Source organism: Chryseobacterium sp. MHB01, assembly GCF_034651565.1.
Classification (GTDB): Bacteria; Bacteroidota; Bacteroidia; order Flavobacteriales; family Weeksellaceae; genus Chryseobacterium; species Chryseobacterium nepalense.
Genome location: NZ_JAYEDA010000002.1, coordinates 129,674 through 144,936, shown reverse-complemented (window position 1 = coordinate 144,936; position 15,263 = coordinate 129,674). Strand labels below are relative to the sequence as shown.

Genomic DNA, 15,263 nt, shown 5'->3' with positions numbered 1-15,263 from the left:
ATAGGGGCGGACTTTAGTTTGCTTTCCAATAATAAAAACCTCAAAATGGCTTTGGCCAAAACTTATTTCAATCGATCTGTTAAATTAATTTAAGGTCAGAACCATATTTGCATTGTTTTTGAAATTTGTCTTTACATTTACATTTTAAAATCATTACATGACACCCGAAAAAAAACAGCTCATCACCGACAGCTTTCACCGTTCCGAAACATTGAAATTCTATAAAGCAGAACTCGTGGAAGTTGAAACCGATTTTATCTCTATGAAAATCCCTAAAATGGATCTGATGACCAGGAAAGCCGGAATGTTCAACGGAGCAATGATTGCTTCTTTAGTGGATGTTTCTTCAGGATACGCCGCGGTAAGTCATTATGAAGAAGATTGCTATGTAGTAACCGTAGAATTGAAGGTGAATTATCTGCGTCCGGCAATCGGCGATGCACTCGTCTCAAAATCGTATGTCATCAAGGGCGGAGCAAAGATCAGTGTCATCCGTACGGAAATCTATACTGTTGATGAAAACAATGATTCGGAAAGCCATGTTGCCACTTCTTTGGTAACCATGATGAAAATAAAGTAAATCTTTTCGGAAATTTATGTTATATTTAATATAACAATTTCTGAATAAGTGACTGAACTAAAAAAAATAAAAATATGAACTTAATTATTCGTCTGCTGGTAACGGCAATTGTTGCCTACCTGCTTACCATGATTTTACCGGGAGTACATTTTTCCGGATTCGGTGGGGCCATTATCTTTTCCATTGTATTGGGAATTTTAAACCTGATTGTAAAACCGATCCTTAATCTTTTGGGATTACCTTTAACAATTATTACTTTAGGTTTATTTGCCCTTGTTATAAACGCGATCATCATTCTTATTGCAGATTATTTTATAGACAGTATGGTCGTCGACGGTTTCTGGTGGGCACTGATTTTCAGTATTCTTCTCTCCCTGATAACTTCTCTGGCAAACTCCATGTTTTCAGACAGAGATTAAATCATAAACATTTCAAAGGTTGATAATGAGTGGGCTTCGGTTCACTCTTTTTTATGTAGACAATACACAATTTTGCTTAAATTTTATCTCTGAATATTCTCTTGCTGTATGGTAAAAATAAGTAACTTTGAAAACTTTGAAATAAACAGGATTATGAGCTTTATATCATAATCAAAAAATTTGATCAACAATATGAAATTTAAGTACAGTCTGCTGGCTTTGGCAGCGCCGCTCTTAATGAATGCACAGAAAGTAATGACGCCGGAAATCCTCTGGACTTTAAAGAAAGTTGGGGTACAGGCAGTTTCACCAGATCATTCTTCGCTTATTTATAAAGTGGGACAGGTGGATCTTAAAACAGAAAAAACCAAAAACGAAAGCTATTTCCTGAATGTTCTGAATAACCAGTCCGCAAAAATGGATTTAGGCAAAAAAGCCCTTATTCAATGGGATAAAAACGGAATTTATGCCCAGGAAGGTGACAAGATTTTTGTTTCTAAAGACAATGCAAAAACCTGGACGGAATTTTATACAATAGGTGAAGCGGATAATATTGTCATTTCTCCCGACGGCAAAAAAATAGCATTCAGCAGACAGGTTCTCGTGGAAAAAGTAATGGGGAAAGATAAATATTCCGACACCCCGAAAACCACGGCACAGGTTTATACCGACCTCAACCACAGACACTGGGATTATTTCAACGAAGGAAAATACAACCATATTTTTGTAGTAAATGTTTCGGATAAAGCAGATGCTGCAAAAGATCTTCTGGAAGGAAAGATGTGGGATTCTCCACAAAGACCATTCGGAGGAGCTGAAGATTTTATCTGGAGCCCGGATTCCTCACAGCTTCTCTATGTAACAAAGCCTAAGAGCGGAAAAGAGTATTCCACCAGCACAAATACTGATATCTTCGCTTATGATATTGCAACAGGAACCACCAAAAATCTGACGGAATCTAATAAAGGCTATGATGTGAATCCTAAATTCAGTCCGGACGGAAAGTCGTTAATTTGGCAGAGTATGGCCAGAGACGGTTATGAAGCGGACAAAAATGATGTGAAAATCATGGACTGGAAAACGGCTAAAGTAACAAATCTTACTGCAGGATGGGACGAAAGCGTTTCCGGAGATGTCTTCTGGAGTGCAGATTCAAAAACAATTTATTTTACGGCGGCATTCAGGGGAACAAAACAGCTGTTTTCACTAGATCCGAAAAACGCCAAAGTTCAGCAGATCACAAAAGGTGATTTTGATGTGAATGAAATCTTTGCTGATCAGAAAAAAACTTTATTGATAGGAAAAACAGACATCAACCATGCAACAGACCTGTTTTCGGTGAATATCAAAAACGGAGAAATGCAGCAGGTAACCGAAGTCAATAAAGACACGTACGCAAGCCTCTCTCAGGGAAAATCTGAACTTAAAATGGTGAAAACTTCGGATGGCAAAGAAATGGGCGTATGGTTCCATTACCCTCCAAATTTCGATCCTAATAAAAAATATCCTACACTGGTGTATTGCCAAGGTGGGCCACAGTCGGCTTTAACACAATTCTTTAGTACAAGATGGAATTTCGCCTTAATGGCTGCCAACGGATATATTGTTGTGGCACCAAACAGAAGAGGAATGCCGGGCTGGGGAACAAAATGGAATGAAGAAATTTCCAAAGACTGGGGCGGTCAGCCGATGAGAGATTATCTTGCCGCAACAGACTTTGCTAAAACATTGCCTTACGTGGATGGTGAAAGAGTAGCAGCTGTTGGAGCAAGTTACGGTGGATACAGTGTATTCATGTTAGCCGGAATCCACGAAAACAGATTCAAAACGTTTATTGCCCATGATGGATTGTTTGATATGAAATCCTGGTATCTTACCACGGAAGAGCTTTGGTTTGCCAACTGGGATCTCGGTTCGCCTTGGGAAAAGCCACTTCCTAAAGCGTACACAGAATTTAATCCAAGCAATTTTGTGGATAAATGGAACAAGCCGATTATGATCGTTCAGGGTGGAATCGACTACAGGGTTCCTTACGAGCAGGGTCAGGAAGCTTTCCAGGCAGCACAGCTGAGAGGGTTAAAATCCAAACTGGTATATTTCCCGAATGAAAACCATTGGGTGCTTCACCCTCAGAATGGTCTCGTTTGGCAGAGAGAATTCTTCGACTGGCTGAAAGAAACATTATAAAATATCAATAGGAGCGGGCTTTAGCCCGCTTTTTGTTTTTTGAAAATGAAAAGGCTTTAGCCAAAATATAAAATCCAATTATGCAAAACAGAATCTTCTCTTTTTCTCCAATTATTGATGATCATTCTGAAATTATAATTTTAGGCTCAATTCCGGGTGTTAAATCCCTGGAAAAGCAACAGTATTACGGTCATCCGCAAAATAAATTCTGGAAGATCATTTTTGAATTGCTGAATGAAGAATTTACGGAAGATTACGACCAAAGAATTCAGATCTTAAAGAAAAATCATATTGCGCTTTGGGATGTCATCGATTCCTGCGAAAGAAAAGGAAGCCTGGATTCGGAAATTAAAAACGAAGAAGCCAATGAGATCGGTGAATTGCTGGAAGATCATTCTAATATTAAAGCCATATTTTGCAACGGCGGAAAATCATATAAAAATGTACAGAAAATTTTAGGCAAGAATTATAAAATTCCGGTATTTTTACTGCCTTCTACCAGTCCTCTCCACACCGTGTCTTTTGAGAAGAAACTAGAAGAATGGAAGAAGGTAAAACAATATCTATGAAAAAACTCATCCCATTATTGCTTATTTTAAGCTTCGCTAATGCTTTTTCCCAGGAATATCATTTTGATTATTTTGTTAAATATAAATTCCAATCAAAACAAAAAAAAGAAAAGCGAACAGAAAATTTTGAATTTCTGAGTATTGTAAATTCAAAAGATTACTCTTATAAGATTAATTTCAGAGCTGAAAGTAAAGATATAATGACAGCAACTATAATTGACTTAAAAAATAATTTACAACATTATTTTCATGTAACGAACACTACGTTTCCTTTAAGTAAGCTGAATCTTGACTATAAATATTCAAAAAGAATTCCTTCTGCTAAAAAACAATTTGAAGATGAGTCAAAAAGAAGGTTCTTTAGATCTGAGTTTGTTGGAAAACAAAATGACGGCTTATCACGATATTTAATCAACGAATATACAAATGGAAAGATGAAAAAGCCGAGAGTTTCAGCAGAAGTTATTTTTGCAGACTTTCAGGACGATTTATCATATATTGGATTACAGTTTTTATTCGATTATTATGAAATCTATAATAAAGTTAAATTTGAAAAAAATTATATAGTAAAATCAGCATCAGCAAAATCTGAAAATCTTGAAATTGTATTGTCATTAGAAAGTATTGAGCCTCAAAATTTTGATATAAAAATTAATCCTAATCAACTAAAATTTCAAAACTAAAACAGCAAAGTGAGCAATTTGCAAACTTTACTGTTTTTATGGGTATTTTACTATTTCTCAATCCTATACACTTCCTCATACGGCTGTATTAAAACCCATCCGTTTCCTGAAAATTTCATCTGGAATTCTTCACCGCTCCCTCTTCCGATAAGACTTTTAAAAGAAACATTGGTCTTTAATTCAGGAGTTAGGTTTCCTGACCATGCTACCGTTGCATTAGGATCTGTAAAAACAGGTGCATCAGGAGTTACCAGCAAAGTCAATGGCTCACCGTGCGTAGTAACTGCAATGTGTCCCGTTCCGGATAGTCTTACCTGGAAAAGTCCGCCGGACATAACGCCTGCAATGCTTTTCAGCATCGTAATATCACTTTTTACGCTTTGTTCGTGAGCTAATACGTCGTTTCCATTTACACAAACAGCTTCATTGTTAAGGTAAAGAATGCGTACCTTCTTTCCTTCATCGGCCACATATAATTTTCCGGTTCCTTCGGCTTTCATCAGTCTTGCTCCTTCACCGCTGATTGCTTTTTTCAGCAGATTTCCCAAACCGCCCGAAAGCATTCCCTGTCTTTCAAAATTGATGTTTCCTATATAACTTACCATACTTCCGGTCTTTGTCCATACTGCCTGATTGTTCAAGTTAATTTCCAGAAGCGCTGGCTTTTCAAGTTCGAAGTAATCTCTGTTTTCGGGTTTTTCTTTTGTTTCGTTGACGAAAGATTCAATTGAATATTTGCTCATAAGTGTACATTTAAACTGCAAAATACAAATTTTCAGACGTAATATTCGCCGTAAAATCACGGTTTTTTGCCTGATTGTAAATAATACTTGACAAAGGGGTACCGAATGTGGTATATTTGCAGTCCGAAAATTACATCTTGTAATTTGATAATTTTTAAACCGTAATTTAAAAAATGAAAACATCAGATTTTAATTTTGATCTTCCTGCAGAATTATTAGCAGAACACCCATCCGAGCACAGAGACGAAGCAAGGCTAATGGTTTTGGACAGAAAAACCGAAACTATTGAGCACAAATTGTTCAAGGATGTGGTTGATTATTTTGATGAAGGAGATCTTTTCATCTTTAACAATACCAAGGTTTTCCCGGCACGTCTTTATGGAAATAAAGAAAAGACAGGAGCAAAAATCGAAGTTTTCCTTTTGAGAGAACTTGATAAAGAAACCCGCGTTTGGGATGTATTGGTAGATCCTGCAAGAAAAATCAGAATTGGAAATAAATTATTCTTCACGGAAGACGAATCTCTGGTAGCGGAAGTTATCGATAACACAACTTCAAGAGGGAGAACATTAAGATTCTTGTTCGACGGTTCTTACGAAGAATTCAGAGCTAAATTAAAGGAGCTTGGAGAAACACCGCTTCCAAAATATATTAAAAGAGACGTAGAACCGGAAGATGCAGAAAGATACCAGACAATCTACGCAAAAGTGGAAGGAGCGGTTGCTGCACCTACGGCTGGGCTTCACTTCTCAAAACATCTGATGAAAAGACTGGAAATCAAAGGGATTGATTTCGCAGAAGTTACCCTGCATGTTGGATTAGGAACATTTAACCCGATCGAAGTGGAAGATCTTTCCAAACACAAAATGGAATCTGAAGAGATTTTCATCGATGAAAAAAATGCCCAGATCATCAACAATGCCGTTGAAGCTAATAAGAGAGTGTGTGCTGTAGGAACTACAACAATGAGAACACTGGAAACTTCAGTATCTTCAAATAAGAAAATTTCCGCATTTCACGGATGGACAAATAAATTTATTTATCCTCCTCATGAATTCGGGGTTGCCAACTGTATGATCACGAATTTCCACACACCGAAATCTACGTTAATCATGATGATTGCAGCGTTTGCAGGAAGAGATTTCGTAATGCACGCGTATGAAGAAGCTGTAAAAGAGAAATACAAATTCTACTCGTACGGAGATGCGATGCTAATTTTATAAGAACGGAAGCTGGAAGTTGGGTGCTGGAAGTTTGCAATTCGGCGCCCAATTTTTCTTCCATCTTCTGACATCCAACATCCAACAACATAATGAAAGATATCAGAACTTTATCACTCGACCAGCTTAAAGAGTATTTTACGTCTTTAGGAGAAAAGCCTTTCCGAGCGAAACAGGTGTACGATTGGCTGTGGAGCAAAAACCTTCATTCGATTGATGAGATGACGAATCTTTCAAAGTCTCTTCGTGAAAGAATTTCCGAAGAATATACCATCAATCCGGTTTCTGTTGATCAGCTCCAGAAAAGTACCGACGGAACCATCAAAAACGGAGTGAAATTACATGATGGTTTATTGGTAGAGTCTGTTTTGATACCTACCGAAACAAGAACTACAGCTTGTGTCTCTTCTCAGGTAGGATGCTCATTAAACTGTGAATTCTGTGCAACAGCTAGACTCAAAAGAATGAGAAATCTGGAAGTGGCGGAAATTGTAGATCAGGTTGCTTTAATCGACAGCCAGAGCAAAATGTATTTTAACAGGCCACTTTCCAATATTGTTTTTATGGGAATGGGAGAGCCGATGATGAACTATAAAAATGTAGTGGAAGCCATCAGGAAGATCACACAACCGGAAGGTTTAGGGATGTCGCCGAGAAGAATTACCGTTTCTACATCAGGAATTCCCAAGATGATCAAAATGCTTGCTGATGACGATTTGAGAGTAAAGCTCGCCTTATCACTTCACTCTGCTATCGAATCAAAACGTAATGAGATCATGCCCTTTTCCGAAAAATTTCCTTTAACGGAAATTATGGAAGCGCTTCAATACTGGTATCAGAAAACAGGTTCTGTCATTACTTTCGAATACTGCGTATGGAAAGGGATCAATGACGGAGATGAAGATATTAAAGCGCTTATTAAATACTGTAAACAGGTTCCTTCAAAAGTTAATTTAATCCAATACAACCCAATTGGAGACGGGAAATATGATCAATGTAATAAGCAGGCAGAAGAAAATTATATCCGTCAGCTTGAAAATGCAGGAATTGTTTGTGTAGTAAGAAAAAGCCGGGGAGGAGATATTGATGCAGCTTGCGGACAATTAGCCAACAAAACAGCTGATTAAAATTTCATTAAAAAAATCAGGAAATATTCTTAACGTTTTCTTAAAATCTTACCTTTGTACCAAATAAAAGTGACAATGGTAGATTACTTTTTTGGTAAAGATGGTCTTGAAAATATTTATGCATGGTCGATCCCGGTACATGCAACAATCATTCTGGCAGAAATGATTTACAGTCATGTTGCCGAAGCCAGGCTTTATAACGGAAAAGATCTTGCAACAAATATTTATCTTGCGCTACTCAATTTTGGGTTGGATCTTCTGATGAAAGCTTTTGCCATGGGAGTAATGTTTTTTTTCTTCAACCACAGGCTTTTTTCATGGGAATATACAGTGTGGTACGGATTGCTTTGCTTCATTATTACGGATTTCGCTTATTATGTCCTTCATTATGTAGATCATCATTCCAGGGCGTTTTGGGCGGTACATATTACCCATCATAGCTCGGAATTCTTTAATCTGACAACCGGTTTTAGGAGTCCGGTTCTACAGCCGCTGTACCGGTATCTTTATTTTTCACCGCTCGCTTTTTTAGGTTTTAATCCGTGGCATATTATGGTGGCATATGCGATAGGCCAGGTGTACGGAACCTGGGTGCATACACAGACCGTAAAAAGTATGGGTATTCTGGAATATATTCTCGTTACACCTTCTCATCACCGGGTGCATCATGCCTGTAATATTAAATATCTGGACAGAAATATGGGAATGTGTCTTATTATCTGGGATAAAATCTTCGGAACTTTTGAAAAAGAAGATCCCAACGTGCCCGTAAAATATGGTATTTATCCTAAAATGCCCGACAATAAGCCTGATACAGTTCTTTTATATGAATGGCGAAAAATATGGAAAGACATTAAACAACCGGGGTTAAAATTATCGGACAGAATTAATTATATTTTTAATTCTCCCGGATGGCGACATGACGGAACCGGAAAAACAGTACGTCAATATCAGAAAGATTACTGGACAAAGAAGAATAAGAAAAACCCGGAATCACATAAAAAAACAGCGTAAGTTTTCTCCGTTCTAAATAATTTTCAATATCTCTATATAATCAATTCAGGCGGCTTGGTCCGTCTTTTTTTTATTGGCTTAATTATTTGATATTTATACACTTTTCTGTATAACATTAATTAGAACAAAACACAAATTATATTAATATTAGACTTTTCTATCATTTGCTGAGTATTAACGCCTTTGCGAACGAAAATTAAATACAATTATTAAAAAAATTGTGTCCATTGCGCTAAAAAGATTTCAATTACTGTCATTTATAATATTTTTACAAAATGAAAAAATTATTTCCTGTTTTAGCCATTCTGATTTCTACGTTGTATTCTTCCCAACAATCTGAAACATTAAAGATCAGAAAATTCAGAATTGCTTATCTGGATGAAAAGATTGAAGAAACATCAGGGTTAAGCTTAATGAACGGGAAATTGTACACATTTAACGATAGTGGAAATTCACCGGAAATTTTTGAACTGGATAGAACAACAGGATCAATCATCAATATCCTACCGATTAATGCTAAAAATAAAGACTGGGAAGCTTTAACTCATGACGGAAGTAATTTTTACATCGGCGATTTCGGAAATAACCGAGGGACGAGAAGAGACCTTGAAATTTATAAAGTATCATCTGGAAACAATTCTTTCACAAATGATTCGGTTCGGTTGATCTCATTTGAATATCCGGAACAAAAAGACTTTATCCCGAAGTATTCTTCAACGGATTTTGATGCTGAAGCAATGATTTATCTCAACGGGAAAATTCACCTTTTTACGAAAGATTGGGGCACGAAATCCACCGTGCATTACAGCATTGATCCTGAAATTTCAGGAAAACAGCAGGCGCAGCAAACAGAATCTTTTAAAATAAATTTTTTAGTTACGGATGCTTCTTATTACAATAAAAAGTTATACCTCATCGGCTATACAAAGAAAACGGAAGTTTTTTTGAATATTTTCAGGGAAACAGAACCGGGGATTTTTTTCAACGGAACTCTGGATAGATATTATTTAGGAAGCGCACTGTCAATAGGACAGATTGAAGGCATTGCTGTAGATGAAACCGGCATTTATATTTCCGGAGAAGAATTTCATTCACCTTTGGGAACCGCAAAGCAGAGTCTGTATTTTATTCCAACTGACAAGCTCAAAGATTAATAATTTAAACGTTTGTATCACTTGCTGAGCTAAGCGCCTTTGCGCACGTAAAAATATTCAAATAATTATATAATTCTCTGCGACTTTGCGTTAAAACTAAAAAAATGATATTCGTATTAAATTACCTTAAAATTGACTGAAAAAAATTATCTTTGTGGTAATTAATAATTTATCCATCATCAAAGATTGTGGCGAACACTGTAGAAGAAATCAAGCGACCGATCAATGAGGAAATGAAACTTTTCGAGCAGAAGTTTTATGAATCCATGCAGAGTAAAGTACCTTTATTAGATAAAGTCACACGTTTTATTGTTACTACAAAAGGGAAGCAGATGCGGCCGATGTTCGTTTTTCTTTGTGCCAAGCTTGTGGGAGACGTTAATGAAAAGACCTACCGTGGTGCTTCCATGATTGAGCTCATTCATACTGCAACGCTGGTACACGATGATGTGGTGGATGAAAGTTTTAAGCGACGCAACTTTTTTTCGATCAATGCGTTGTGGAAAAATAAAATCGCTGTTTTAGTAGGAGATTACCTTTTGTCAAAATCGGTTTTACTTTCAACGGATCACAAAGATTACGATTTACTGGGAGTTATTTCCAGAACAATCCGTGAAATGTCTGAGGGAGAACTTCTCCAATTAGAAAAAGCCAGGAAACTGGATATTACAGAAGAAGTGTACTACGAAATTATCCGTCAGAAAACCGCCACCCTTATTGCAGCCTGTTGTGAAATCGGAGTTTTGTCGAATAATGCTGATGCAGATTTGGCAAAAAAAATGATGGATTTCGGAACTTATACCGGAATGGCTTTTCAGATTAAAGATGATCTGTTTGATTATCTGACTTCTAATGTCATCGGAAAACCCGTAGGAATCGATATCAAGGAGCAGAAGATGACATTGCCATTGATTTTTACCCTGAGAAACGCCAACGAAAAAGACAAAAAGTACTATTTTAATACTATTAAACGGTACAATAATGATCAGAAACGTGTAAAAGAGCTGATCAGCTTTGTAAAAAGTTCCGGTGGGCTGGATTATGCCATTTCAGTAATGAAAGATTTTCAACAAAAAGCCAAAGATATCCTTAACGAATTTCCCGATTCCGAAGCCAGAAAATCTTTACATATTATGCTGGATTACGTAATTGAGCGAAAATTTTAAATTAAATTATTTTCATCGTTACAATAATAACGGCTAAAACTATGCAAAATAAAGCTGTTAAAAATAAATAATCCGCAATAGTTTCAAATCTGTGTCCACGCTTTTCATGCGTAGATCTTATCGCAAGAAACGAAAAGAAACAACTGAATGCGAAAAACAGGCAGGCTACACCCGCAAATTCGTCCAAATGAGTGCTGGGGCTCATTTTAGTAATCTTCAGAGACGTGATGATCACCAGTGAAAAGCCCAGCAGATTACTCGAAGCATTCAGAATATGGGTGGATTTCTTCTCCATCTTTACAATTTTTTTCTAATATAAATACAATTTTTTTTATTATCAAATATTTAAAAAAGATTATTAAAAATTAAAATTAATTTAAAAAGTGTATATTAGCAAAATACTTCAAGAATTATAAAATTTTTTATCGGGCTATGCAGACAACCTATATTGAAACACAGCAAATTTCCTTTCAAGACTTTAAAAATCAGATACTTGAAGACTATAAGTTAGGAAGGATTTCTCGTGAAATGTCATATCTGGGCAGAAGAGAAGTTCTTACGGGAAAAGCTAAATTTGGTATTTTTGGGGATGGAAAAGAGCTTCCTCAGCTTGCAATGGCGAAAGTTTTCAAAGATGGAGACTTCCGTTCAGGATACTACAGAGATCAGACCTTTGCTCTGGCTGTTGATGCGCTGACTGTTGAAAGTTTCTTTGCACAGCTGTATGCAGATACCAGCGTTGAAAGAGAGCCAGCCTCTGCAGGAAGACAGATGAACGGGCATTTTGCTACACGAAGTCTTAATGAAGATGGGAGCTGGAAAGATTTAACAGCTCAGAAAAATATTTCATCCGATATTTCTCCCACTGCCGGACAAATGCCAAGATTATTAGGATTGGCGCAGGCTTCCAAAATATATAAATCAGTAAAATTTGAAGGTTCTGAGAAATTCTCAAAAGACGGGAACGAGATTGCTTTCGGTACAATTGGTGATGCTTCTACGGCAGAAGGCCATTTTTGGGAAACGCTGAATGCTGCTTGTGCACTTCAGGTTCCGATGATTGTTTCAATCTGGGACGACGGATACGGGATTTCCGTTCCTACCATGAAGCAGAGAGCAAAAGCAGATATTGCTGAAATGCTGAGCGGTTTCCAGAGAAAAGAAGGTGAATTCCAGGGATGTGAAATCATTCAGGTGAAAGCATGGGATTATCCTTCATTGCTGGATGCCTATGCCAGAGCAGAACAGTTTGCAAGGATGGAAAGCATTCCCGTGGTAGTACACGTTATAGAAGTGACACAGCCTCAGGGACACTCCACTTCAGGATCTCACGAAAGATATAAGAACGAAGAGCGTCTTGCCTGGGAATCTCAATTCGACGGTTTGGTGAAATTCAAAGAATGGATTTTGAATTATTCAATCGAAATCGATGGAAAAGAAGAAGTTCTGGCAACGGCTGAAGAATTGGATGCTATTGATGAAGAAGCCAAAAAAACGGTAAAAGCCGGGCAGAAGGCAGCCTGGGAAAATTACCAGAAAACCATTACGGATTTAATTCATTCGGTGTTACCTTTTGTTGAAAACCTGAAAGGACAAAATTCTGAAATTGAAAACTATATTAGTCAGTTTAATAAATTGGTTTCCAAAGCGAAAAAAGATGTTTTCCATTTGGTGAGAAAATCTTTACTGGCAACAAGAGGAACTAATTCTGCAGAAAGAAATCAGCTGATGCAGAAATACAATGAGATTTTTGAGGTGGAAAAAGACAATTATTCGTCTCACTTATATTCTCAGTCTCAGTGGAAAGCGGAAAATGTAAAAGAAATTAAACCTGTTTACTCTGAAAACTCCGAAGACGTTGACGGAAGAGTAGTGGTACGAAATAATTTTGACAAGATTTTTGAAAAATATCCTGAAACTTTAGTATTTGGTGAAGATGCCGGAAATATCGGTGACGTAAACCAGGGACTCGAAGGAATGCAGGAAAAATACGGTGAAGTTCGTGTAGCAGATACGGGAATCCGTGAAGCTACGATTCTCGGACAGGGAATCGGTATGGCGATGAGAGGTCTCAGACCAATCGCTGAGATTCAGTATTTAGATTATATTTTGTACTGTTTACAGGGAATGAGCGATGATCTTGCTACCGTTCAGTACAGAACAAAAGGTGGTCAGAAAGCTCCGGTAATCATCAGAACAAGAGGCCACAGGCTGGAAGGGGTTTGGCATTCAGGCTCTCCGATGGCGGGTATTCTTAATCTTTCCAAAGGAATTTTAGTTTTAGTTCCTAGAAACCTTACAAAAGCTGCCGGATTCTATAATACCATGCTTCAGAGCGATGATCCTGCTGTAATTGTTGAATGTCTGAACGGATACCGATTAAAAGAAAAACAACCGGATAACTTAGGAGAATTCACTGTTCCTGTAGGGAAAATTGAAGTTACCAAAGAAGGAAATGATGTGACGTTAGTAACATACGGTTCTACGTGGAGAATTGTTATGGAAGCAGCGGATGAGCTTGAAAAATTGGGAATTTCTGCGGAAGTAATTGACGTTCAGTCATTGATTCCTTTCGATTTAACCCACGAAATTGCTGAATCGGTGAAGAAAACCAACCGATTGGTGGTAATCGACGAAGATGTGGAAGGCGGAACTTCAGCGTTTATTTTACAGCAGATTTTAGAAAAACAGAAAGCCTTCAGATTCCTGGATTCTGATCCGTTGACAATCTCTGCCAATGATCACAGACCGGCATATGCAAGTGACGGAGATTATTTCTCTAAGCCATCTGCAGACGATATGGTGGAGAAAATCTACGCCATGTTTAATGAAACAAATCCTCAAAAATATCCTGCGATATTTTAGTCCCTGATTTGATTATGAACAATGATTTAGAAAAGCTTGCACCATCAAAGCAATCTGCAGCTAAAAATCTATTTGCTACATTTGAAATTCTTAAAAATGAAGGAGGACAAATGTTAGGAAAACAAGTAATTGACAGAATAAGGGAAAAGAATAATTTAACAAGCTGGGAAAAAGAAGTATATGAAAAAACAGGCTATGTTCGTTGGGAATCTATACTACATTTTTACACGATTGATGCTATAAAGGCTGGTTTTCTTAGGAAAAATAAAGGTATTTGGTATTTGACAGAAGAAGGTGAAAAATCAATTTCTTTAGGTCCTGCTAAAATGTTAGAAACAGCTTCCAAACTTTATAGATCATGGGCTGCGGATAAAAAAGATAATAAGTCTTTAAAAAATAATAGTTTAGAAAATGAACCTAATGAGTTAGAAGAGAATCAAACTCAAACTCAAAAAGCTAATCTAGATTTACTCGAAGAACAAGCTATTGCTGGAATAAAAGAATATATCCGAAGTAAGAATGCGTATGAGTTTCAAGATATGGTTGCAGCTCTTTTAAGGGCTATGGGTTATCATACTCCATTTATTTCTCCAAAAGGAAAAGATGGGGGATTGGATATTATTGCATATAATGACCCTTTAGGAGCAACAACTCCAAGATTAAAAGTTCAAGTTAAGCATAGACCAGATTCATCTGTTCCTGTTGACGATATAAGAAGTTTAACAGGACTACTAAATAAAGACGGAGACATTGGTTTATTTGTAACTTCTGGAGTGTTCACATCTGAGTCAGAACGTTCAGCGAGAGAAAGCCATAGACATATAAGATTATTAGATATAAATATCTTTATAGAATTATGGCAGGAGTTTTATACTAAAATGGAAGACGAAGATAAAAATATGTTACCATTACATTCAATATATTTTTTAGGGAGTAATGATTAATATTTATGAGGCTGTTAAAAAACAGCCTTTTTGGTTTTCTTATTTTCTAAAAGAGTCTTACAATCCCTCTCTTTCTCCGGATCGTACACATGATATTTCGTTTCCCATTCCTCAAGCTGGTACAAAATAGGAAGCAATGCTAAGCCTTTCTCCGTCAAAGAATATTCAACCCTCGGCGGAATTTCTTTAAACTCTTCACGAATCACCAGTCCGTCCGATTCCATTTCCCGAAGCTGGTCGGTAAGCACTTTTCTGGAAATAACATTAATGCGCACCGCAAGTTCCCCGAACCGCAGTTTCCGGTCTTTTATTACCAGAACAATAATCGGTTTCCACTTGCTTCCCAAAGCAGACATCGCTTTACCAAGAGGACAGCTGTACTGCATTAATTCGTTCTTTTTCATAAGGTTTTATTTCTAATTTGACTTATTAATCTTTTTGTAAACACGAAGTTCACAAGAATTTTTACCTGATTACCTTTTTAGTTTTACAAAGCCGCTCTACTTAAATGAGAGCACAAGATTTTTAAACTTATGTGTTGTTATCCGCGTTTTTATAAACAACTTAAAATAATGTCTTTTGTTCCTTTTGT

The 15,263-nt window shown here is 37.0% G+C and carries 15 protein-coding genes; 12 read left to right on the top strand and 3 right to left on the bottom strand.

Annotation, left to right across the window (positions count from 1 at the left end; genetic code table 11):
- The first annotated feature begins 157 nt into the window (after positions 1–157).
- The 5 genes from U9K52_RS04275 (at position 158) to U9K52_RS04255 (ending at position 4,438) form a co-directional block, all read left to right on the top strand.
- Complete coding sequence (locus U9K52_RS04275; protein WP_322925534.1) at positions 158–580, top strand: PaaI family thioesterase; 423 nt, start codon at positions 158–160, stop codon at positions 578–580.
- Between the two features lie 74 nt (positions 581–654).
- Entirely contained in the window at positions 655–999 is a 345-nt protein-coding gene (locus U9K52_RS04270) for a phage holin family protein (RefSeq protein WP_248394166.1), read from the top strand.
- Positions 1,000–1,191: 192 nt separating this feature from the next.
- The gene (locus U9K52_RS04265; protein WP_322925533.1) at positions 1,192–3,186 is read left to right on the top strand and encodes a S9 family peptidase; all 1,995 of its coding nucleotides are present in this window, start codon (positions 1,192–1,194) and stop codon (positions 3,184–3,186) included.
- A gap of 80 nt (positions 3,187–3,266) precedes the next feature.
- Entirely contained in the window at positions 3,267–3,755 is a 489-nt protein-coding gene (locus U9K52_RS04260; RefSeq protein ID WP_322925532.1) for a DNA-deoxyinosine glycosylase, read from the top strand.
- Positions 3,752–4,438 carry a hypothetical protein gene (locus U9K52_RS04255; RefSeq protein WP_322925531.1) on the top strand — a complete coding sequence of 229 codons (687 nt, stop codon included), beginning with the start codon at positions 3,752–3,754 and terminating at the stop codon, positions 4,436–4,438. The genes U9K52_RS04260 and U9K52_RS04255 overlap by 4 nt, the downstream gene beginning before the upstream one ends.
- A gap of 50 nt (positions 4,439–4,488) precedes the next feature.
- Here U9K52_RS04255 and U9K52_RS04250 read toward each other — a convergent pair whose 3' ends face one another.
- Positions 4,489–5,181: an AIM24 family protein gene (locus tag U9K52_RS04250; RefSeq protein WP_322925530.1), complete on the bottom strand. Its 693-nt coding sequence runs from the start codon at positions 5,179–5,181 to the stop codon at positions 4,489–4,491.
- Positions 5,182–5,354: 173 nt separating this feature from the next.
- Between U9K52_RS04250 and queA the strand changes: the two genes are divergently transcribed.
- The 5 genes from queA to U9K52_RS04225 all read left to right on the top strand — a co-directional run bounded on the left by queA (position 5,355) and on the right by U9K52_RS04225 (position 10,862).
- Positions 5,355–6,404, top strand: a complete 1,050-nt coding sequence (queA, locus tag U9K52_RS04245) for a tRNA preQ1(34) S-adenosylmethionine ribosyltransferase-isomerase QueA (protein WP_248394157.1) — start codon at positions 5,355–5,357, stop codon at positions 6,402–6,404.
- 89 nt (positions 6,405–6,493) lie between these two features.
- Positions 6,494–7,528, top strand: a complete 1,035-nt coding sequence (gene rlmN / locus U9K52_RS04240; RefSeq protein ID WP_322925529.1) for a 23S rRNA (adenine(2503)-C(2))-methyltransferase RlmN — start codon at positions 6,494–6,496, stop codon at positions 7,526–7,528.
- A gap of 75 nt (positions 7,529–7,603) precedes the next feature.
- Positions 7,604–8,542 carry a sterol desaturase family protein gene (locus U9K52_RS04235; RefSeq protein ID WP_322925528.1) on the top strand — a complete coding sequence of 313 codons (939 nt, stop codon included), beginning with the start codon at positions 7,604–7,606 and terminating at the stop codon, positions 8,540–8,542.
- Positions 8,543–8,817: 275 nt separating this feature from the next.
- Positions 8,818–9,696, top strand: coding sequence for a hypothetical protein (locus tag U9K52_RS04230; protein ID WP_322925527.1), 879 nt, complete (start codon positions 8,818–8,820; stop codon positions 9,694–9,696).
- Between the two features lie 188 nt (positions 9,697–9,884).
- Complete coding sequence (locus tag U9K52_RS04225; RefSeq protein WP_263602618.1) at positions 9,885–10,862, top strand: polyprenyl synthetase family protein; 978 nt, start codon at positions 9,885–9,887, stop codon at positions 10,860–10,862.
- Position 10,863: 1 nt separating this feature from the next.
- On the opposite strand, the gene U9K52_RS04220 is transcribed toward U9K52_RS04225, so the two are convergent.
- Entirely contained in the window at positions 10,864–11,157 is a 294-nt protein-coding gene (locus U9K52_RS04220; RefSeq protein WP_248394144.1) for a hypothetical protein, read from the bottom strand.
- A 137-nt stretch (positions 11,158–11,294) separates the two neighbouring features.
- Here U9K52_RS04220 and U9K52_RS04215 point away from each other — a divergent pair, with 137 nt between their 5' ends.
- Both U9K52_RS04215 and U9K52_RS04210 read left to right on the top strand, forming a co-directional pair.
- Entirely contained in the window at positions 11,295–13,727 is a 2,433-nt protein-coding gene (locus tag U9K52_RS04215; protein WP_322925526.1) for an alpha-ketoacid dehydrogenase subunit alpha/beta, read from the top strand.
- A gap of 14 nt (positions 13,728–13,741) precedes the next feature.
- Complete coding sequence (locus U9K52_RS04210; protein ID WP_322925525.1) at positions 13,742–14,671, top strand: Mrr restriction system protein; 930 nt, start codon at positions 13,742–13,744, stop codon at positions 14,669–14,671.
- Between the two features lie 14 nt (positions 14,672–14,685).
- Here U9K52_RS04210 and U9K52_RS04205 read toward each other — a convergent pair whose 3' ends face one another.
- Positions 14,686–15,075 (bottom strand): helix-turn-helix domain-containing protein, encoded by a 390-nt coding sequence (locus tag U9K52_RS04205; protein WP_322925524.1) that lies wholly within the window; start codon positions 15,073–15,075, stop codon positions 14,686–14,688.
- Positions 15,076–15,263 lie beyond the last annotated feature (188 nt).

Coding starts and splice junctions, on each gene's coding strand:
- U9K52_RS04265 (WP_322925533.1), top strand. CDS start 1,192: ATGAAATTTAAGTACAGTCTGCTGGCTTTGGCAGCGCCGCTCTTAATG.
- U9K52_RS04210 (WP_322925525.1), top strand. CDS start 13,742: ATGAACAATGATTTAGAAAAGCTTGCACCATCAAAGCAATCTGCAGCT.
- U9K52_RS04250 (WP_322925530.1), bottom strand. CDS start 5,181: ATGAGCAAATATTCAATTGAATCTTTCGTCAACGAAACAAAAGAAAAA.
- queA (WP_248394157.1), top strand. CDS start 5,355: ATGAAAACATCAGATTTTAATTTTGATCTTCCTGCAGAATTATTAGCA.
- U9K52_RS04260 (WP_322925532.1), top strand. CDS start 3,267: ATGCAAAACAGAATCTTCTCTTTTTCTCCAATTATTGATGATCATTCT.
- U9K52_RS04215 (WP_322925526.1), top strand. CDS start 11,295: ATGCAGACAACCTATATTGAAACACAGCAAATTTCCTTTCAAGACTTT.
- U9K52_RS04220 (WP_248394144.1), bottom strand. CDS start 11,157: ATGGAGAAGAAATCCACCCATATTCTGAATGCTTCGAGTAATCTGCTG.
- rlmN (WP_322925529.1), top strand. CDS start 6,494: ATGAAAGATATCAGAACTTTATCACTCGACCAGCTTAAAGAGTATTTT.
- U9K52_RS04255 (WP_322925531.1), top strand. CDS start 3,752: ATGAAAAAACTCATCCCATTATTGCTTATTTTAAGCTTCGCTAATGCT.
- U9K52_RS04230 (WP_322925527.1), top strand. CDS start 8,818: ATGAAAAAATTATTTCCTGTTTTAGCCATTCTGATTTCTACGTTGTAT.
- U9K52_RS04275 (WP_322925534.1), top strand. CDS start 158: ATGACACCCGAAAAAAAACAGCTCATCACCGACAGCTTTCACCGTTCC.
- U9K52_RS04205 (WP_322925524.1), bottom strand. CDS start 15,075: ATGAAAAAGAACGAATTAATGCAGTACAGCTGTCCTCTTGGTAAAGCG.
- U9K52_RS04270 (WP_248394166.1), top strand. CDS start 655: ATGAACTTAATTATTCGTCTGCTGGTAACGGCAATTGTTGCCTACCTG.
- U9K52_RS04235 (WP_322925528.1), top strand. CDS start 7,604: ATGGTAGATTACTTTTTTGGTAAAGATGGTCTTGAAAATATTTATGCA.